This is a genomic window from Paraburkholderia mimosarum LMG 23256 = NBRC 106338, from assembly GCF_000739815.1.
Lineage (GTDB): Bacteria > Pseudomonadota > Gammaproteobacteria > Burkholderiales > Burkholderiaceae > Paraburkholderia > Paraburkholderia mimosarum.
The window spans coordinates 58,965-78,441 of sequence record NZ_BBJJ01000020.1 but is presented as its reverse complement, the minus strand read 5'-3'; the positions used below and the strand labels follow the sequence as shown (position 1 = coordinate 78,441).

12 protein-coding genes are annotated in these 19,477 nt (G+C 65.1%); 5 read left to right on the top strand and 7 right to left on the bottom strand.

Features of this window, described 5'->3' with window-relative positions; translation table 11 throughout:
• Positions 1-160 precede the first annotated feature (160 nt).
• The gene (locus BMI01S_RS16860) at positions 161-3,454 is read left to right on the top strand and encodes an adenylate/guanylate cyclase domain-containing protein (protein ID WP_028230926.1); all 3,294 of its coding nucleotides are present in this window, start codon (positions 161-163) and stop codon (positions 3,452-3,454) included.
• Between the two features lie 31 nt (positions 3,455-3,485).
• On the opposite strand, the gene BMI01S_RS16855 is transcribed toward BMI01S_RS16860, so the two are convergent.
• The 3 genes from BMI01S_RS16855 to BMI01S_RS16845 all read right to left on the bottom strand — a co-directional run bounded on the left by BMI01S_RS16855 (position 3,486) and on the right by BMI01S_RS16845 (position 8,669).
• Positions 3,486-6,233: a bifunctional diguanylate cyclase/phosphodiesterase gene (locus tag BMI01S_RS16855; protein ID WP_028212460.1), complete on the bottom strand. Its 2,748-nt coding sequence runs from the start codon at positions 6,231-6,233 to the stop codon at positions 3,486-3,488.
• 8 nt (positions 6,234-6,241) lie between these two features.
• Positions 6,242-7,024 carry a substrate-binding periplasmic protein gene (locus BMI01S_RS16850; protein WP_028212461.1) on the bottom strand — a complete coding sequence of 261 codons (783 nt, stop codon included), beginning with the start codon at positions 7,022-7,024 and terminating at the stop codon, positions 6,242-6,244.
• A gap of 292 nt (positions 7,025-7,316) precedes the next feature.
• A complete protein-coding gene (locus BMI01S_RS16845) occupies positions 7,317-8,669 on the bottom strand; it encodes an MFS transporter (protein ID WP_028212462.1) in 1,353 nt (450 codons plus the stop codon).
• 335 nt (positions 8,670-9,004) lie between these two features.
• Here BMI01S_RS16845 and BMI01S_RS16840 point away from each other — a divergent pair, with 335 nt between their 5' ends.
• The 3 genes from BMI01S_RS16840 to BMI01S_RS16830 all read left to right on the top strand — a co-directional run bounded on the left by BMI01S_RS16840 (position 9,005) and on the right by BMI01S_RS16830 (position 13,530).
• Entirely contained in the window at positions 9,005-10,789 is a 1,785-nt protein-coding gene (locus tag BMI01S_RS16840; protein ID WP_028230925.1) for an IlvD/Edd family dehydratase, read from the top strand.
• A 99-nt stretch (positions 10,790-10,888) separates the two neighbouring features.
• Complete coding sequence (locus BMI01S_RS16835; RefSeq protein ID WP_028212464.1) at positions 10,889-12,064, top strand: fumarylacetoacetate hydrolase family protein; 1,176 nt, start codon at positions 10,889-10,891, stop codon at positions 12,062-12,064.
• 23 nt (positions 12,065-12,087) lie between these two features.
• Positions 12,088-13,530: an aldehyde dehydrogenase family protein gene (locus BMI01S_RS16830; protein ID WP_028230924.1), complete on the top strand. Its 1,443-nt coding sequence runs from the start codon at positions 12,088-12,090 to the stop codon at positions 13,528-13,530.
• Between the two features lie 53 nt (positions 13,531-13,583).
• Here the strand turns inward: BMI01S_RS16830 and BMI01S_RS16825 are convergent, their stop codons facing one another.
• The 4 genes from BMI01S_RS16825 to BMI01S_RS16810 form a co-directional block, all read right to left on the bottom strand.
• Positions 13,584-14,279, bottom strand: coding sequence for a phosphatase PAP2 family protein (locus tag BMI01S_RS16825; protein WP_028230923.1), 696 nt, complete (start codon positions 14,277-14,279; stop codon positions 13,584-13,586).
• A gap of 314 nt (positions 14,280-14,593) precedes the next feature.
• Positions 14,594-15,709, bottom strand: coding sequence for a succinylglutamate desuccinylase/aspartoacylase family protein (locus tag BMI01S_RS16820; RefSeq protein WP_028212467.1), 1,116 nt, complete (start codon positions 15,707-15,709; stop codon positions 14,594-14,596).
• A gap of 107 nt (positions 15,710-15,816) precedes the next feature.
• Positions 15,817-16,593, bottom strand: a complete 777-nt coding sequence (locus BMI01S_RS16815) for an ABC transporter substrate-binding protein (protein ID WP_028212468.1) — start codon at positions 16,591-16,593, stop codon at positions 15,817-15,819.
• Positions 16,594-16,955: 362 nt separating this feature from the next.
• On the bottom strand, positions 16,956-17,246 hold the full coding sequence (locus tag BMI01S_RS16810; RefSeq protein WP_028212469.1) for a hypothetical protein: 291 nt from the start codon (positions 17,244-17,246) through the stop codon (positions 16,956-16,958).
• A gap of 247 nt (positions 17,247-17,493) precedes the next feature.
• Between BMI01S_RS16810 and BMI01S_RS16805 the strand changes: the two genes are divergently transcribed.
• Positions 17,494-19,476 carry an alpha-galactosidase gene (locus BMI01S_RS16805; protein ID WP_407669001.1) on the top strand — a complete coding sequence of 661 codons (1,983 nt, stop codon included), beginning with the start codon at positions 17,494-17,496 and terminating at the stop codon, positions 19,474-19,476.
• Position 19,477 lies beyond the last annotated feature (1 nt).

Genomic DNA, 19,477 nt, shown 5'->3' with positions numbered 1-19,477 from the left:
CTGGGTATGCATCGGCACGATCCGCGGGACCGCCGGCGCCGTTCGCACCGGCAAGCGGCGCACGCTTTTCGTCTGCTCATTGGAGCCAATGCGAAGGCACCGGAAGCGAAAGCGCGGCACGGCGGCGCGCGCCATCCGGCATTGGACGCAGGCGGCGAACATGGAAATCGGGCAATGGCTGAACGTCCTCGGGCTTGAGCAGTACGCACAAGCGTTCGCGGCGAACGATATCGATCCGTCGCTGCTCGCGCAACTGACCGATGCCGACCTGAAAGAACTCGGGGTGCTGTCGCTCGGCCATCGCAGGCGCATTCTCGCGGCCGCCGCGCGCGATCCGGCGGCGGCACCGGCGGCGCCCCATGCCCTCGCGTCCGCCGCGGACGAGCGCAGGCAGGTCACGATCCTCTTCGCCGATCTCTGCGGCTTCACGGCGCTCTCGCGTACGCTCGATCCGGAGGAACTGCGCGCGCTGATCGGCCGCTACACGGCGCTCGTCGACGGCATCGTGCTCGCCTATGGCGGCACGACGGACCGGCACATCGGCGACGCGGTGATGGCGCTGTTCGGCGCGCCCCGCGCGCACGACACGGACACGCTGCGCGCGGCCCGCGCGGCGCTCGACATCCATGAGGCGCTGACGCAGCTGAGCGCGCAGGCTGGGCGGACCTTGCAGGCGCATATCGGCATTGCGAGCGGCGAGGTGGTGGCGGGCGCGCTCGGCTGCGTCGACGCGCGCGACTACACCGTGACCGGCACGCCGGTGAATCTGGCGGCGCGGCTCCAGACCGCCGCCGCACCCGGCGAGACCTGGCTTGCCGATGACGTGGCGCGCGCGCTCGGCGACACCGCTATTTGCGAGGCGCTCGGCGAGCAGGGCTTCAAGGGCATCGACACGCCGGTGCGGGTCTGGCGGCTGCGCGCGATTGCGAGCGACTCGGCAAGCGAGCTGGCGAAGGCGAACCAGAGCGTGTTCGTCGGACGCCAGGCGGAGCTCGAGCAGTTCCACGGTGTCGTCCGCGCGTGCGTCGCGAGGCGGGCTGGTCACGTCGTCCACGTGCGCGGCGAAGCGGGCATCGGCAAGACGCGTCTCGTCGACGAAATGCGCCGCCACGCGCAGTCGCAGGGCTTCGCGATCCATCGGGGCCTCGTGCTCGATTTCGGCGTGGGCAAAGGGCAGGATCCCGTGCACGCGATCGTCTGCAGCCTGCTCGGCCTGCCGGCCGGCGCCTCGATCGACGCGCGGCAGGCCGCCGCCGCGCGCCTCGCCGCCGAAGGCGTCGTCAAAGCCGAACAGGGCGCGTTTCTCCACGATCTCCTCGACCTGCCGCTCGCGGACGAATGGCGAACCGTCTACGACGCGATGGACCACGGCGCGCGCAAGCGCGGCAAGCAGGCGCTCGTCGCGCGACTGACCGAGCGCGCCTGCGAGCAGACGCCGACGCTGATCGTCGTCGAAGACCTGCATTGGGCCGACCCCGAAGTGCTCGCCTATCTCTCGGCCTTTGCCGCGGGTATCGCGAACGGCCCGGGCCTGCTCGTCACGACCTCGCGCGTGGAAGGCGATCCGATCGATGCCGCGTGGCGCGCGCGCTGCCGCGACACCCCGTTCGCGACGATCGATCTCGGGCCCTTGCGCAAGGACGAGGCCCTGAGCCTCGCGGGCAACTTCATCGACGCGTCGCAGCGTGTCGCGCTCGCCTGCATCGAGCGCGCGGGCGGCAATCCGCTGTTTCTCGAGCAACTCCTGCGCAACGCCGAGGAAGGCAGCAACGGCGCCGTGCCCGCCTCGATCCGCAGCCTCGTGCTCGCGCGCATGGACCGGCTCGCGCCGCGCGACCGCCTCGCTTTCCAGGCGGCCTCGGTGATCGGCCAGCGCTTCGACCTCGCGTTGCTGCGGCGGCTCATCGACGACCCCGGCTACGTCTGCGACGGCCTGCTCGCCAATGCGCTCGTGCTGCCTGAGGGCGAGGACTTCCTGTTCGCTCACGCGCTGATCCAGGAGAGCGCCTACTCGACGCTGCTGCGTGCGCGCCGGCGCGAGTTGCACCGCTGTGCGGCCGACTGGTTCGCGCGCGGCGACTCCACGCTGCACGCGCAGCATCTCGACCGCGCGGAAGATGAACGCGCGCCGCAGGCGTATCTGGCCGCCGCGCTCGCGCAAAGCGCGGCCCATCTGCTCGAGGCCGCGCTGCGCCTCGCCCAGCGGGGCCTCGAGATCGCGCAGACAGACGCGGACCGTCACGCCCTCAGCTGTTGCAAGGGCGAACTCCAGCGCGATCTCGGCGACATCGCGGGATCGATCGCGACCTGGCGCGCGGCGCTGGCGGCCGCCCCCGACGACGCGGGTCTGTGCCGCTGCCAGCTCGGGCTCGCGGAAGGTCTGCGCGTGAGCGAAGGCCTCGACGAAGCGCTGGCGCTGCTCGAGGCCGCGCAGCGGATCGCGGAGCGCGACGATCGGGTGGCCGAGCTTGCGAGCCTTCACTATCTGCGCGGCAACATCCTCTTTCCGCTGGGAAAGATCGATGCCTGCAGCGCCGAGCACGAACACGGGCTCGCCTATGCGCGGCGCCTCGGCCAGCCGGAACCCCAGGCGCGTGCGCTCGGCGGCCTTGCCGACGCCGCTTATGCGCAGGGGCGCATGCGCACCGCGTTTCGCCATTTCAGCGATTGCGTGGCGTTGAGCCGGGAGCACGGCTTCGGCCGCATCGAAGTCGCCAATCTTTCGATGCGGGGCTTCAGCCGCATCTATCTGAACGACGCGCGCGAGGCGCGCGAGGACGCCATAGCCGCCGTGCGCGCCGCCGAGCTGATCGGGCAGCCGCGCGCGCAATTGCTGGGCGAGACGCTCGGCGTATTCGTCTGCTACGAGCTAGGCGACATGGAGGCTGCGCGGGTTCATCTGGAGCAGGAAAGGCGGGTGATCCGGCAGCTGGGCGCGCGTCGCTTCGAAGTGCAGAACCTGGAAATGCAGGGGCGTGTTGCGCTGGACGAGGGAGGCCGCGGCGAGGCGGTGAAAGCGCTTCGCGAGGCGCTCGCGATGTCGCGCGAAGTGGGCACGCAGTTTAGCGCGCCGAAAGCTTTGGGCGCCCTCGCGCGTGCTGTGGAAGCGAACGACGAGCGTGCGCGGCTGCTCGCGGAAGGCGAGGAGCTCCTGCGCCTCGGCGCGGTTGGCCACAACCACCTCTGGTTCTACCGCGATGCCATCGAGGCGATGCTGGCGGCCCGCGAACCGGCCGCCGTGTTGCGCTACGCGAGCGCCCTGGAGGCGTACACGCAACGCGAACCGCTGCCCTGGGCCGAGCTGTTCGCCGCGCGCGGCCGCGCGCTGGCCCGCACGCTGGAGGCGCCGGCCGATGAAGCCGTGCGCCGCGAACTCGAGCGCGTGCGAACCGTGCTGCTGGATGCCGGCTTTCGGCGCTATCTGGCGGCGGTCGATGCCGCGCTCGCCGCTTGAGAGCGCCCGCTGCGCGGAGTGCGAAGCGCGCCTACCCGGCGAGACACTCGGGCGCTTCGAGTCCGCGCAATGTCGCTTCGAACGTTTCGACGGGAACCGGTCGGCAGAAGAGATAGCCTTGATACGCGTAACAGCCTGCCGCGGCGAGGAAGGCGCGCTGCTCCTCGGTTTCGACACCTTCGGCGATCACGCCCAGGCCCAGGCTGTGGGCGAGCGCGACGATGGTTCTGGCGATGACGGCGTCGTTGGGATCGACCAGAACATCGCGCACGAATGAGCGGTCGATTTTCAGCTGGTCCAGCGGCAGACGCTTCAAATACGAAAGCGAAGAATAGCCAATGCCGAAATCGTCGAGCGCAAAGACGATGCCCCTGGCCTTCAGCGCCTCCATCTTCTCGATGATCTCCTGCACGTTGTCCACCAGCACGCTTTCGGTCAGTTCCAGCTTCAGCCGGTCGGGCCGCGCGCCCGTCTGTTCGAGCGTTGCCAGCACGTTCGCCACGAAGTCGGGCTTGTGAAGCTGCTGCACGCTGACGTTCACAGCAATCGTCAGGTGCTCGGTGTCGGGTCGCGCGGCCCATCGCGCCAGCTGCATGCAAGCCGCGTGCAGGACCCAGTTGCCCAGCCCGGCGATGAGCCCCGTTTCTTCGGCCACGGGAATGAAATCGGCAGGGTAGACGAGCCCGCGTTCGGGGTGACGCCAGCGCACCAGCGCCTCGGCGCCGGTGATGCGATCGCCGTCGATCTGCATCTGGTAGTGCAGCACCAGTTGCCCAGTTTCGATCGCTTCACGCAGCGCCGCTTCGAGCGCCGCGCGCTCCAGCACGAAAGTCTGCATCTCGGGATCGAAGAGACGCACCGCGTTGCGACCTCTTTCCTTGGACTTGTACATCGCGAGATCGGCCTGCTTCATGAGATCGTCCGTCGACGCCTGAAGTCCCTTGAAGACGGTCGCGCCGATGCTCGCCGTGCTGCGGTAGTCGATATCGCCAAGACGATAAGGATCGCCAAGGACTTCGAGTATCCTCTCGCCGAGGCGCTCGGTTTGCCGCGCCGCTTCCGCGTTGTCCGGATGCAGGTTCCCCACCACGACGACGAACTCGTCGCCGCCCACCCGCGCCACGGTGTCGCCTTCGGGGATGCTCGCCGCGAGGCGTTTCGCCACTTCCTGCAGCAGCAGGTCGCCTTTGTCGTGGCCCAGCGTGTCGTTGAGCGTCTTGAAGTGGTCGAGATCGATGAACAGCAGCGCGCCGCTGGTGCCGTGTCTCGCGCTCCCGGCAATGGCTTCCTTCAGGTTGTCCAGCAGCAGCGTGCGATTGGGCAGTCCCGTGAGCGCGTCGTAGAAGGCGAGCTCCTTGATGCGTTCATCGGCGATCTTGCGTTCGGTGATGTCGCGCCCGCTCGTGCGAAAGCCGATGAATTCGCCCCTGGAGTCGGTAATCGGCACCCAGGAAGCCGAGAGCCACATCAGCGAGCCGTCCTTGCGCACGCAACGAAATTCGAGGTTGTCGCCGCGCGAGCCATATTGGGCGCCGCGAAAAGCGGGCGCGACATGCGCGACGTCGCCCGGGTAAATCACGGTGCAGGCGAAGTCCTTCATCGCCATGCACTCGTCGACGGTATAGCCGATGTACTGCTCGACCGCCGAATTGATCCAGCGCGGCTTGCCTTCGGGCGACCACCAGATTTCCCAATTGACGGTGCAGTCGGCAATGGCGCGGAACTTCTCCTCGTTTTCGCGCAGCTCTTGCGTCATCGACGAAGCGAGCCGCATTGCGCGGCTGCGGCCCGTCATCAAGAGCCGCGTGAGCACGGCGAGCAGGATGCTCAGGCCCGTGCCGATGATCGCAATGAGCGTGGCCGCGTCGCGGCCGAAGCGGGCCTTGAAGCCGTCGCGTGCCGTCAGCTTCAGCATCCAGTCGTGTCCGCACACGACGAGGTATTCGGTTGCCGCGAGATCCGTGGGCACGTGCTGCGCGGGCGCGCCCGATGTTTTGTAGAGCAGCGCTTCCGGCGACGTTTCCACGCCGTCGTAAAGGGCGATCGCGAGTCCGGGCGGGTCCTCGCCGTATAGGCTCGCGATGACGTCGTGCATGCGAAACGACGCATAGACCCAGCCCACCAGCCGCGCGCGGCGTTCGTCGGCATTTTCCGGTGCTTTCCCGCGCGCGTAGACCGGCATGTACATGATGAAGCCGGGGTTGGCGTTCGGGTCGGTGTCCACCGAGAGGCGCACTTTTCCGGAAATGGTCGCCATGCCCGTATCGCGCGCCTGCTCCATGGCGCGCCGCCGCACCGGATCGGCCCAGGAGTCGAAGCCTGGCATCGCGCGATTGGCGCCGATGAACGGCTCGCGCTGGATGATGGGCGCGTAGTTCTCGCGCGCGCCCTCGGGCTGGATCGCATAGCCCGGCAGGCCGCGCTGCTGCATGGACGCGACATGCGCGGCCTTTTGCGTTGCCGGCACCCAGGCGACGATGCCGATCGCCTGGATGCCGGAAAAATTGGCGTCGAGATTGAGTGTGTCGACGTAATCGCGGAACGCTTCGCGATCGACTGCTCCGCTCGCGGCAAAAAGACTCTGCACGCCGCGCAGCAACAGCTCGTACGTGCCCATGCGCTGCTCGATGCGGCTCACCGCGTCGCCGAGCGAGAAGTTGAACTGCGTGAGCAGCTCGTGGCGGGCCGCTTGCCGCTCGTGACTCCACAGCGCCCATGTCACGGCGAGCGCGGTGGCCAGGATCACCAGCGGGAGCAGAACGAGGCGCATCCGGTTCATGGCGGCGTTCAGAAGGGGACCATCGAATCGGAAAGGTCGGGGCTGAAGTACTTGCGGAAAATGCGCCGCACCGTGCCGTCCGCGATCATTTCATTGACGACCGCGCGCCACTTGTCGCGTTCCTCGGGCGAGAGCGCCTTCTTCGACATGATGAGTCCATGCGGAATGGGCGGATCGTCGAACTCCACGATATGGGTCACGCTCCGGATCTTCGCTTCGTCGATGGCCGGATAATCGAAAGGCTCGATGATCATCCCCTGAATGCGCCCGAGAATCAGCGCGTCGTACAGCGGCTCCAGACCGCCGGCCTGGCTCACGCGGTTTTCGGCGGCCAGCGAATCGACGAGCCGGTTGGCCGATTCGCTATAGCGGAAGCTGCGGATCACGCCAAGCTGAAACTTGTCGTTGTGCTCGAAATCGGCCAGTTGCTGGATGCCCGAATCCTTGCGAACCAGCAGATAGTACTTGTTGCTGAAGTACCAGGCGAAATCCGCGTACTGATTGCGCTCGTCGTTGGCAATGCCGGAGAGGCTGAAGTCGAGCGCGCCCGATTCGATCAGCTTCCAGATGCGCGCGCGCGACATCAGGCTCACGCGAATCTGGCAGCCGCTGCGCCGCGCCAGTTCGTCGGCGAAGTCCTTGTCGATGCCGGTGTCCGTCTCGGCGGAGTAGAGCAGGCCGTGGTCGTGTAAGGCGAGCGTAAATGAGCGCGAGCAGTCGGGGCCCGCGGCAAATGCGGTGCCGAGACAGCCGAGCGCGAGCAGCAGGGCTCCAAGGCAATTTCGAATCACAGTGTCTCCGTTGGGTGAGCGGGGCCTGGTGGCGATTTGTCGGGCGGAAAACAGTCTGCACGTCTTATCGGCAGCGCGCTGCGATACTTGAGGCGGGCGCAACGATATCGTTTGTCTGCCTATTGTGCAGGCCCCAGTCGCCTGCGGGAACGGGCGGCGCGTGAATCGCGGGTGAAAAGGCAAAAAAAAGCGCCGGCGCAAGGCCGACGCAATTTCCGCTTAGGGAGGCTGTAAGGAAGCTCCGGAAAGAAGCCGGACTTCCTCAGCGCGTGTTTGATCTGGCTAGCAAGCTTCAGTTGTCTTCGTTCGCGTCCTTGTTCAGCATGCTTTTCGGAATCGAGAGAATGAGGACGCAACTGACGAGCAGGCATGCGCCCAGCGCGTAGGTGCCGTTGTTGATGTCGCCAGTCAGGTCTTTCGCCACGCTCGTGATCATGGAGCCGGTGAAGCCCGACAGGTTGCCGACCGAGTTGATGAGCGCAATGCCCGCCGCGGCAGCGGTGCCCGAGAGAATCTGGCCGGGAAACGTCCAGTAGATCGGCATCAGGCCGAGAATCGCGCAGGTGGCGATCGTCAGGAATACGATGGAAAGCGGCACGTTATGCGCAAAGAATGCGCTGAGAATCAGGCCGATGCCGCCAATGCACGCAGGAATGGCCGCATGGAGCCGGCGCTCGCCCGTCTTGCGCGAGTGCGACGCGTTCCAGATCATGGCGACCACCGCGCTGAGATAGGGAATGGCGCTCAGCAAGCCGATGTTCAATGTGCTGTTCACGCCGGAGGCCTTGATGATGGAAGGCAGCCAGAACGCGAGGCCATAGAAGCCGGTATTGAAGGTCAGCAGGATGAAGGTCAGCAGCCAGACGCGCGGGCTCTTCAGCGCCGCCGCGGCGCTATGTGTTTTTTTGGCGCCCTCATGCTCGAGATTGCGTTGCAACAGGGCTTTTTCCGAAGCCGTCAGCCACTTCGCCGTCTGGATGCCGTCGCCCATGCACGACAGCACGACGAAGGCGACGAGAATCGACGGCACGCCTTCGAGCAGCAGCATCCACTGCCAGCCGCCCAGGCCGAGCAGGCCGTGGGTGTTCTCCATCAGCCACCCTGAGATCACGCCACCCAGCGTGAGGCTCACCGGAATGGCGATCAGAAACCCAGACATCGCGATGCTCTGGCGCCGCGCAGGAAACCAGTAGTTCAGGTAAAGGATGATGCCGGGAAAGAAGCCCGCTTCGCATACGCCCAGCAGGAACCGCAGGACGTAGAACATCGTGGACGTTTGAACGTGGAAAAAGCTCGCAAGCGGCGCGATGAACGCGAGCGACGAAGAAACGATGCCCCAGGTGACCATGATGCGCGCGATCCAGAAGCGCGCGCCATAGCGGTGAAGGAGCAGGTTGCTCGGCATCTCGAAGAGAAAATATCCCCAGAAGAAAATGCTGGCGCCCAGGGCGTAGACGCGGTCGCTCAGGCCGAGCGAGTCCAGCATCTGCAGCTTCGCGAAGCCGACGTTCACACGGTCGAGGTAGGCGACGACGTAGCAAAGGAGCAATAGCGGCAGAATGCGCTTGAGCACCTTGCGGTACAGCAGATCTTCGGCTTCGCTGGCGGCAGCCGGGGAGTCTGCGATCTGGGTGAGGGTTGGCATGGGTTGTGTCTCCATTCACATATGCCTTTGAACTGTCCCCGCTGCGGGGAGGCTGGCCACGTACTTCGTGGGCGTGTTATTGGATTCCGGCACTGTCGATGGACAATGTCCTGATTTGTTATCGGTAACACAGCGGGTGCTAAATTAGCATGGCAGGTGGTGCGGCCGCAAGTTGGCGATTGCGCGGGGGGAGGCTTCGTCGCCGATGATTTCCCGCGAAAACGCGAGTCTCACCTGGTGCACAGCGCCGCCGCAAAGTGCTAATATTCCGGAATTGTTACCGGTAACAGATCGATGTGGCCGGTCGGGAGACGAGGAGTGACGGAGTGAGTGAAATGACCCTGCCAAACGCACGGCGCCTGCGCAGCCAGGAATGGTTCGACGATCCGGCCCATGCCGATATGACCGCGCTTTATGTCGAGCGCTTCATGAACTATGGTCTGACCCGCGAAGAATTGCAGTCTGGCCGTCCCATCATCGGCATTGCGCAAACGGGCAGCGACCTCGCGCCCTGCAATCGCCACCATATCGAACTGGCCGCCCGCACCAAGGCGGGCATTCGCGACGCGGGCGGCATCCCCATGGAGTTTCCCGTCCATCCGCTCGCCGAGCAAAGCCGCCGGCCCACCGCGGCGCTCGACCGGAATCTCGCCTACCTGGGCCTCGTCGAGATTTTGCATGGCTTCCCGCTCGACGGCGTCGTCCTGACCACGGGCTGCGACAAGACCACGCCCGCGTGCCTGATGGCCGCGGCGACGGTCGACATGCCCGCCATCGTGCTCTCGGGCGGCCCGATGCTCGACGGCTGGCACAACGGCCAGCGCGTGGGTTCGGGCACGGTCATCTGGCACGCGCGCAACCTGCTGGCGGCCGGCGAGATCGACTATGAGGGCTTCATGGAACTCACGACGGCCTCGTCGCCCTCAATCGGCCACTGCAACACGATGGGTACGGCGTTGTCGATGAACAGCCTCGCCGAAGCGCTCGGCATGTCGCTGCCCGGTTGCGCGAGCATTCCGGCGGCCTGGCGCGAACGCGGCCAGATGGCGTATGCAACGGGCAAGCGCATCGTGGACCTCGTGCGCTACGACATCCGGCCTTCGCGCATCATGACGAAAGAAGCGTTCGAAAATGCCATCGTCGTTGCCTCGGCGCTGGGCGCGTCCACGAACTGTCCGCCGCACCTCATTGCGATTGCGCGGCACATGGGCATCGAGCTGAGCCTCGAAGACTGGCAGCGTGTGGGCGAACAGGTGCCGCTCATCGTTAACTGCATGCCGGCAGGCGAATATCTGGGCGAGAGCTTCCACCGCGCGGGCGGCGTGCCCGGCGTGCTGCGCGAACTCGACCGCGCCGGCCTCGTGCACCGCGAATGCCTGAGCGTTTCCGGCCGGACCATCGGCGCCATCGCCGACAGCACACCCGAGCCGGATCGCGAAGTCATCAGGACAACGGAGGATCCGCTCAAGCACGGCGCGGGCTTCATGGTGCTGTCGGGCAACTTCTTCGACAGCGCGATCATGAAGATGTCGGTGGTCGGCGACGCTTTCCGTCAAACGTACCTGAGCGAGCCCGGCGCGGAGAACGCGTTCGAAGCGAGAGCGATCGTGTTCGACGGTCCCGAGGACTATCACGCGCGCATCAACGATCCGTCGCTCGAAATCGACCAGCATTGCATTCTCGTGATTCGCGGCGCGGGCACGGTGGGCTATCCGGGCAGTGCGGAAGTCGTGAACATGGCGCCGCCGGCGGAGCTGGTGCGCCAGGGCATCACGTCGCTGCCCACGATGGGCGACGGCCGCCAGAGCGGCACCTCGGCGAGCCCCTCGATCCTGAACATGTCGCCCGAAGCCGCCGTGGGCGGCGGACTCGCGCTGCTGCAAACGGGCGATCGCATTCGCGTCGATCTGAACGCGCGCAGCGTCAATGTGCTCGTCGACGAAGCGGAGCTCGAGCGGCGCCGCGAAACCGCGCACTTCGAGATTCCGCCCGCACAAACGCCCTGGCAGGAGCTGTACCGCAAGACCGTGGGGCAGCTTTCCACAGGCGGATGCCTCGAGCCAGCCACGCTTTATCTGAAAGTCATCGCCGAGCGCGGCAACCCGCGCCACTCGCACTGAGGCGCTGAGCAGGCGCTGAGACACCAGGCCGCGAGGCTCGCCTCGCCGTATCGAGGCCGGCCTTGCCGCGGCACACATGAACTGGAGACAAATCGCACCATGACCTCGAACTCCCAATCAAACTGGCTTCCTGGCGACGTCGGGCAGGCGCTGCTCGTTGGCCGCGTATGGCGCAACGAAGGCGAAAACACGGGCCCCTCTGTCGTGCTCGTTCGCGATGGCGAAGTCATCGACATCACCCGCAGCGCGCCGACCACCGCAGACCTTTTCGACCGCGAGGACATCGTGCAGTTTGCGCGCACGGTGAAGGGCGAATCGCTTGGCCCGGTGGAGAAGCTGATCGAAGCGAATCTGCCCGGTAGCGAGCCCGCGTTGCGGCTGCTCGCGCCCAACGACGTTCAGGCAATCAAGGCCTGCGGCGTGACATTCGCGGTCAGTCTCATCGAGCGCGTGATCGAGGAACAGGCCGGCGGCGACCCTGCGAAAGCGCAGGAGGTTCGCGAAACCATCGTGGCCACGATCGGCACCGATCTCTCGAAGATCAAGCCGGGCTCCGACGAGGCGATGAAGCTGAAGGCCGAACTGGAGCGGCGCGGCGCGTGGTCACAGTACATGGAAGTGGGCATCGGGCCCGACGCCGAAGTGTTTTCGAAGTCGCAGCCCATGTCGGCGGTCGGCTTCGGCGCGGACATCGGCTTGCTGCCCGCCTCGGTCTGGAACAACCCCGAGCCCGAGATCGTGCTTGCCGTGAACAGCCGCGGCGAGATCGTGGGCGCGACGCTCGGCAACGACGTGAACCTGCGCGACATCGAAGGCCGCTCGGCGCTACTGCTCGGCAAGTGCAAGGATAACAACGCTTCGTGCGCGATCGGCCCGTTCGTGCGCCTGTTCGACGAATCGTTCGATCTCGACTCGGTGCGCAAGACGAGCGTCTCGCTGCGCGTGGAGGGCACGGATGACGGCTTCGTGCTGGAGGGCATCAGCCATATGAGCGAAATCAGCCGCGACCCGGCCGACCTCGTGGCGCAGACGTGGGGCCGCCATCACCAGTATCCCGACGGCTTCATGCTCTTTCTCGGCACCATGTTCTCGCCCATCAAGGACCGCGACACGGCAGGGGGCGGCTTCACGCATCACCTTGGCGACAAGGTCACCATCTCGGCGCCGGAGCTCGGCGCGCTGACCAACACCGTGCAATTGAGCACGGAGCTCGCGCCGTGGACCTTCGGCGTGCGCGCGCTGTATCGCAATCTCGCTTCGCGCGGATTGCTGTGAGCCATTCACTCGGGAATAGCAACATGAACCAGTTCGACAACTACATCGGCGGCCAATGGGTGCGCGGCACCGCGGCCTCCCAGAATATCAATCCATCCAACCTCGACGACGTGATCGGCGAATTCGCGCAAGCGGACGCCGCGCAAACGCGCGACGCCATTGCCGCCGCTCGCAAGGCCTTCGCCCAGTGGTCGCTCTCGACGCCGCAGCAACGCTTCGATTTGCTCGATCAGGTGGGCAGCGTCATTCTCGCCCGCAAGGCCGAGCTGGGCCGCCTCCTCGCACGCGAAGAGGGCAAGACGCTTCCCGAGGCGATGGGCGAGGTTGGCCGTGCCGCGCAGATCTTCAAGTTCTTCGCGGGCGAGGCGCTGCGCCTTGGCGGCGAAATCGTGCCTTCAGTGCGCCCTGGCATGACGGTCGAAGTGACCCGTGAGCCGCTCGGCGTGATCGGGCTCATTACACCGTGGAACTTCCCGATTGCCATTCCCGCGTGGAAGATCGCGCCCGCGCTTGCCTATGGCAACACGGTCGTCATCAAGCCCGCGGACCTCGTGCCGGCCAGCACGTGGGAGCTCGTGAAGATCATCGCGGAGGCGGGCGCGCCGGCCGGCGTCATCAACCTCGTGATGGGCCGGGGCTCGGTGGTTGGGGAAGCGATCGTCAGTGATGCCGATGTCGATGCCGTGAGTTTCACGGGATCGGTCGCCACGGGCCGCGCGATAGGCGCGAAGTGCTTCGCAACGGGCAAGAAGGTTCAGCTGGAGATGGGCGGCAAGAACCCCATGGTCGTGCTGGACGATGCCAATCTCGACGTGGCCGTGGAGGCGTGCATCAACGGCGCGTTCTTCTCGACGGGGCAGCGATGCACGGCGTCGAGCCGGCTCATCGTGACCGAAGGCATTCATGACCGCTTCGTCGAAGCCATGAAGGCGCGCATGAAGACGCTCAAGACCGGCGACGCGCTCGCGGACGGCACGCATATCGGGCCTGTCGTGGACGACAAGCAGCTTCAGCAGGACGAGCGCTACATTGCGGTTGCGCGCGAAGAAGGCGGCGAGGTGTTCGGCGGCGAGCGCGTCGAAGGCGCCACGCGCGGCTATTTCCTCGCGCCCGCGCTCGTCACGAAGACCACCTCGGCCATGCGGATCAACCGTGAGGAGGTGTTCGGCCCTGTCGCCTCCGTCATCAAGGTGAAGGATTATCACGAGGCGCTGGCCGTGGCGAACGACACGGAGTTCGGCTTGTCGGCGGGCATCTGCACGACCTCGCTCAGTCATGCAAACCATTTCCGCCGTCACGTGCAGGCCGGCATGGTCATGGTAAATACTGCAACGGCTGGCGTGGATTATCACGTGCCGTTTGGCGGCCGCAAGGGTTCGAGCTACGGTCCGCGTGAGCAGGGCAGCTATGCGCGCGAGTTCTACACGACGGTGAAGACGGCCTATATCAATCCGGGCGCGCTTTAATGGATCGGCGCAGGCGGCCGGGGACGACTTCCCCGCGTCGCCCGCGCCACGCCTCAGCTCATTCCGTGCAACGCCGAATGGGCCAACTGAAGTAAATCGTCGAATTGCGTGACCAGTTCGAAACACACGAGAAATGCGAGCGCCGCGGCCGGTCCGGGAAAACGCTTCATCGAGCGCAGAACGGGCACGGCGGTTCGCTTCCTGACTGCATCACGCGTCAAGATCCAGGTAATTACCACGCCGATTGCGGCGCCCGCGATCAGGTCCGTTGGGTAGTGATAGCCCAGATACGCACGCGGCAAACAGATAATTAGTGTTACATACAAAAGCGCCAGCGCGCCGATGACCCGCCATACCAGGAAAATTCCCATCGCAATCGCCACCCACAGCATGGCGTGATCGCTCGGAAACGAACTCCAGTTGCTCAGCCCGGCGGCACGCAGCGACGATGACGCGAAATGCAGATGCAAGTCGGGATTGAACAGCGGACGTTGCCGGAACGGCAGATAACGCGCGAGGAGGCGTCCCACCGCAAGCGATATCAGGCCGCTCGCCACCGTGGCGACCATGATCTCGCGCCGCCACTCGCGGCGCTCGTGGGGCTGAAACCAGATCCAGCACAGGAGAGGGATCAGGAAGTAACCCTTGAACGTGTACAGCCCCGCCATCACGCGGATTGCATGATTGAGCAGTGGGGGCAGATCGACACGAGTCAGGGCGCCCAGAATGACGGTATCGAAGCTGTTCATTATTGTGGGCCATTCCGCCGAGTTGGTTGACGAATGAGAAAGGCGGCCGGTACAGAAGTCCCCGGCCGCCTTGGTCCCGACACATCGTGCATCTTCTGATTCTAGGTTTGAAATCATCCCGAACGGGGAGAGAATCGAAAGCAAGTGTAAATAGTGCCTGCTCCCTTCCCGACGACGCCGCGAAGCAAGAACGCCCGTTCTGTAGCGCCCCGCGCGGTATGGCTGTTACGCATCGTCACATATCGTTCGTTGTCGGATGCAGTGCGCATACCGCGTTCCCGGCCAAGGTTTCTTTCGACCGACGATTCTTCTGCTCAATTCGGCAGCAGTGACCCGCTGCGCAGCGGCGTGGCGCCTGCGACCCATGCCACCTCCATGCCCGCGGTGGCGAAGCGCGCGCGTTGCCGCGCGTACAGCACGCCGGCGACGGAACTTGTGAGCGTGAGCACGCGATCGGTAAGCGGGTCAACTATGTCGGCAATGGGCTGGCCCGGTTCCACGCGCGCGCCAACCGGCGCGTGGAAAACGAGCACGCCGGAACTCGGTGCGACGAGCGCCTCGGCGCCCGCAAGCGGCGTGGCCGCGAATGCGAGCGGCGGCAGCGGTGCGGGTGCGCCTTCCACGACTCCGCGATGCGTCAGGTAGTCGATGATCGCGCTAGCATCGCGCTCGGCCCAGGCGTAGCTCACGTCCGCCTGGCCGCGCAACTCGATCGTCACGGAGATCGAGCCGTTGGGGATCGGGTAGCGTTCGCCATAGTGCGCGCGCAATGCCGACCAGCAGAAGCTGTGAATCTCGTCGAATGGATTGCCATCTGAATTGAGCGCGAAGAGCGAGGCCTTCGCATCCAGATAGCGCGCGAGCGGTTCCACGTCGGGCCAGAGATCGGGGTTCGTGTAGAGATGCATCACGCCTTCGAAGTCGCAGTGCAGGTCGAGCACCACATCGGCGTCGTACGACAGGCGCTGCAGCGCGAGACGCTGCGATGCCAGCTCGGTGGTCGGCGTCTGTTCGGCAAGCGCGTCTCGCATCGCGGCGCGCACGGCGAGCAGGTTCTGCTGCGCGTCGCCGCCGAGGCGCGGCCCGATGCGCGGGATCACGAGGTCGGCGAGCGCATGGAAATGCCGGTTGAAATTGGCCGCGGTGCCGCTTTCGAAGCGGCCAAGCATCTGGCCGAGCAGTCGCTGGTTGAGGCCGATCGGATTGGGCACGGGCACGACCACGATTTCACCGCGCAGCTTGCCCGCCGATTCGAGCGCGGCCAGGCGCCTGCGCAGCGCCCAGGTCACTAGCATGCCCGGCAGCTCGTCGGCATGCAGCGACGACTGGATATAGATTTTCTGGGCGCCGGCAGGCCCGTAGTGAAAGCTCGTGATGTGCCGCTCGGTGCCGAGTGCCGGCGAAATCAACGGATGGGTTTGTGTCTGCATGATGGCGTGCGCGGGGGCAGTGTTCAACGGAGGGAAGCAGGATAAAACGAGCAACGGCGCGGGGGAAGTCCCGCGCCGTTGCCGGTCAGTCTGGGCGCAGGCGCCGCTCAGCCACCATACACATCGAATGCGAAGTAGCGCGACTCGATCTTCTTATACGTGCCGTCCTTGATCATGTCCGCGAGCGCCTTGTCGATCTTCGTCTTCAGATCGGTATCTTCCTTGCGCAGGCCGATTGCGGCGCCGTTGCCGAGCGCGCCATTCGGATCGCTGAGCTCGCCGCCCGTGAACGCGAAGCCCGCGCCGCGCGGCGTCTTCAGAAAGCCCATGTCGGCCTGCACGGCGTCTTGCAGCGCGGCGTCGAGGCGGCCCGCGAGCAGATCCGCATAGACCTGGTCCTGATCCTGATAAGGCACGATCTTCACGCCATTAGGTGCCCATTTGGCTTTTGCATAGGATTCCTGAATCGATCCCTGCTCGACGCCGACCGTTTTGCCTTTGAGCGCATCTGCCGTGGGCTGCAGGCTCGAGCCTTGTTTCGCGACGAGGCGGGTGGGCGTGTGGAATACTTTCGCCGAGAACGCGATTTGTGTTTCGCGCTGCGGTGTCATCGACATCGACGAAAGCACTGCGTCGAATTTCCTGGCCTTCAGCGCCGGAATCATGCCGTCGAACTCGCTCTCGATCCAGACGCACCTGGCGTTGATACGCTTGCAGATCTCGTTGCCCACGTCGATGTCGAAGCCGACCAGCTTGCCATCCGTGCTTTTCGATTCGAACGGGGGGTAACTCGCGTCCACGCCGAACCGGACGGTGGACCAGTCCTTCGCGCAGGCGGAGGTGGCGATCGCGAGCATCGCTATGCACAAGGCAAGCTTTTTCATTGACGTGGAGTCTCCATGACGTTTATCGATACCGCCGTGACCGTTGGCGGCATGGTCAACAGCGGGCTCTGGTCAGCCATGTTGTATAGACAAGATAAGCGATCTCACATAATGAGATAAGTAGGGTTTTTGCTGAGGGCGGAGCGAAAACACGGGAAAAACGCGGCGCATAGCGCAAATCTAGGCGGCCCGGAAGAGGTGGGCGGTGCGCCTTAAGCGATTATTGACTAGACAAGATGGGGCCGCGCGCGAGTGGCGGCGGGAGGCGGGAGGGGCTTTGCGGCCTGGGGGAGAAGGAGGGCGCGCGCAAGAAGTTGCGCGCGCAACAAGCGAGTCGTGGCTGCGACGCTACCGCGACGCGGTCAGTCGTCGTCGCGGTGGTGATGTTCCCAGCCGCGGTGACGGCCGTGGTCGTGCCAGCGGTGTTCGTCGTCGTCGTAGCGGTAGCCATAGCCGTAATAGGCTGGCGCTGCCTGGTAGACGACCGGCGGCGGAGCTTCATAGACAACGGGCGGCGCCTCCTGATATACGGGCGCGGCATACACAGGGCCCGGAACGCCGAGGTAGACGCCGATATCGGCATGGGCGAACGCCGCACTGCTGACACACGTCCCTGCCAGTCCTGCGAGGAAATAAACGGTCAGGCGTTTCATGAGGATCTCTTTTCCAGTCAACGGACGCGGTTGCGATGGAAGCGGATTCTAGATGCTGCGACGACCCAATATCGGTGCCGAATTGTCAATCGTGTAACTGGCGGTAAAGCCGTGCAAATTGTTCAAGCCTTAAGGTTCTCATAAGGTTCGTACCTGCGGAAAGCGAAGTTGGGGTCGTAACCCGCTTGCTCCACCCTCCGGCAGCTTGAATGCGCAAGGCCGTTGCCATTACCCTTGGTGGCAGCCCGTGTTCGAACCACGTTCCCCGATGCGCGCCAACGAAGCCACGCCCGTGCAATCCGGCATGCCCGTCTTCGAGAGGAGGGGCGACGATTGCTCGCTCGGCAACGATGTGGTTGCACTGCGTTGGGCAGTGCGAGATGCACGCCTTGGCGACTTCTCGCTGATCGATCGCGGCGGCGCCCGCGTGCTGCCTGTCGCCGCGCCCTTCGCCCTGACGTTTGCCGACGGCACGGCGCTCGACTCTGGCGAACTGAGGGTGCTGGGGCCGGCGAGGGACAGCGCGCTCGTACCTGATCCACTGGCATCGCGGCTGGCCGAACGCATCGCGGGCCGGCGCGTCACCATGATGCTGGCCGACGCGCAAGAACGTCTGACAATTGAATGGAGCGTCGAGCAGCGCGCGGGCTCGCGATATCTGCGCATGAAGCTGGCGGTCACAGCACATCACGACGAAGCCATCGAAGCGGTTTCGCTACTGCAGACGCAGGCTGTCGGCGCCCATGCCAGCGGCGAACGCAAGGGCACGCCGGTGTTCGCAGGCCACTTCTACCTGGGCTTCGAACTGCCGCTTGCGACCACGCATGTGGAAAGCGATCGATTCGGCTTCGTTCTGCCGCGTGCCTTACCGCTGGAGCGCAACAAATCGCTCGTTTGCACCGCAGTGGCCGGCGTCGTGCGCGAAGGCCAGGGGCGGCGCGATTTCGCCGCATATATCGAGCAGGAGCGCGCGCGTCCCTGGTGTCCGTTTCTGCATTACAACAGCTGGTGGGATATTGGTTACCTCACGCCTTACACGCAGGATCAGGCGCTGGAGCGCATCGAAGCGATTGGCCGCGCGCTGCACGCGGCGCGCGGGGTGCAGATCGATTCGTTCCTGTTCGACGACGGGTGGGACGACCTCGGCGGCAGCTGGGAGTTCAGCGAGGCATTCCCGCGCGGTTTCATTCCGCTGCGCGAGGCCGCGGCTCGATACGGCGCCGCACCCGGCATTTGGCTTTCGCCCTGGGGCGGCTATTGCGCGCCGAAAGACCAGCGCGTGACGCGCGGCCGTGCCGCCGGCTATGAGGTATTCGACAACGGCTTCGCGTTATCAGGGCAGAAATACTACCGGCGCTTTCATGAAGTCGTGATGGATCTGCTCGCGAGAGACGGCGTCAACCACTTCAAGTTCGACGGGACCGGCAATGCGGACCGCGTGGTTCCGGGTAGCCGCTTCGACAGCGACTGGGCCGCGGCGATCCAGCTCATCGAGGACATTCGGGCGGCGAGTCCCGCAACCTTCGTCAATCTCTCGACAGGCACGTATCCGTCGCCGTTCTGGCTGCGCCATGTCGATTCGATCTGGCGCGGCGGCAACGACGACGGCCAGGCGGGAAGCGGCACGAACCGCGAGCGCTGGATCACGTACCGCGACGCGCAGACGTACCACAATGTCGTCGAGCGTAGCCCGCACTTTCCGCTCAATTCGCTCATGCTGCACGGCGTTGTGTTTGCGCAGTGCAATCCGCGCCTGAACACGTCAGCGGGGCACGCGTTCGCCAATGAAGTGCGATCGTATTTCGCGAGCGGTACGCAATTGCAGGAGCTATACATCACGCCGGCTCTGCTGGCCGGGAAGGACTGGGACGTGCTTGCGGATGCAGCGCGCTGGGCGCGCGCGAATGCCGGCGTATTGCGCGACAGCCACTGGATAGGCGGGGCGCCCGACGAGGCGGCCATTTACGGCTGGGCCGCGTGGTCGCCGCACAAGTCGATCGTCACGCTGCGCAATCCGGAACGTCGTGCTCAGGGCTTCGCACTGGACCTGCGGCGTCAACTGGAGCTGCCTGCATCGGCGCCTGGGCGATTCCATGTGCGGCGCGTCTGGGGGGCGAGTGCCGCTGGCATTCCGGCGCTGCTGGACGCGGATTCGCTGCAGCAAGTCAAACTCGCGCCGTTCGAGGTGCTCACGCTGGAACTGCAACCGGTTGCCGGGAGTACTTCTTGAA

Coding starts and splice junctions, on each gene's coding strand:
- BMI01S_RS16860 (WP_028230926.1), top strand. CDS start 161: ATGGAAATCGGGCAATGGCTGAACGTCCTCGGGCTTGAGCAGTACGCA.
- BMI01S_RS16815 (WP_028212468.1), bottom strand. CDS start 16,593: ATGAAAAAGCTTGCCTTGTGCATAGCGATGCTCGCGATCGCCACCTCC.
- BMI01S_RS16840 (WP_028230925.1), top strand. CDS start 9,005: ATGACCCTGCCAAACGCACGGCGCCTGCGCAGCCAGGAATGGTTCGAC.
- BMI01S_RS16835 (WP_028212464.1), top strand. CDS start 10,889: ATGACCTCGAACTCCCAATCAAACTGGCTTCCTGGCGACGTCGGGCAG.
- BMI01S_RS16855 (WP_028212460.1), bottom strand. CDS start 6,233: ATGAACCGGATGCGCCTCGTTCTGCTCCCGCTGGTGATCCTGGCCACC.
- BMI01S_RS16830 (WP_028230924.1), top strand. CDS start 12,088: ATGAACCAGTTCGACAACTACATCGGCGGCCAATGGGTGCGCGGCACC.
- BMI01S_RS16810 (WP_028212469.1), bottom strand. CDS start 17,246: ATGAAACGCCTGACCGTTTATTTCCTCGCAGGACTGGCAGGGACGTGT.
- BMI01S_RS16825 (WP_028230923.1), bottom strand. CDS start 14,279: ATGAACAGCTTCGATACCGTCATTCTGGGCGCCCTGACTCGTGTCGAT.
- BMI01S_RS16820 (WP_028212467.1), bottom strand. CDS start 15,709: ATGCAGACACAAACCCATCCGTTGATTTCGCCGGCACTCGGCACCGAG.
- BMI01S_RS16845 (WP_028212462.1), bottom strand. CDS start 8,669: ATGCCAACCCTCACCCAGATCGCAGACTCCCCGGCTGCCGCCAGCGAA.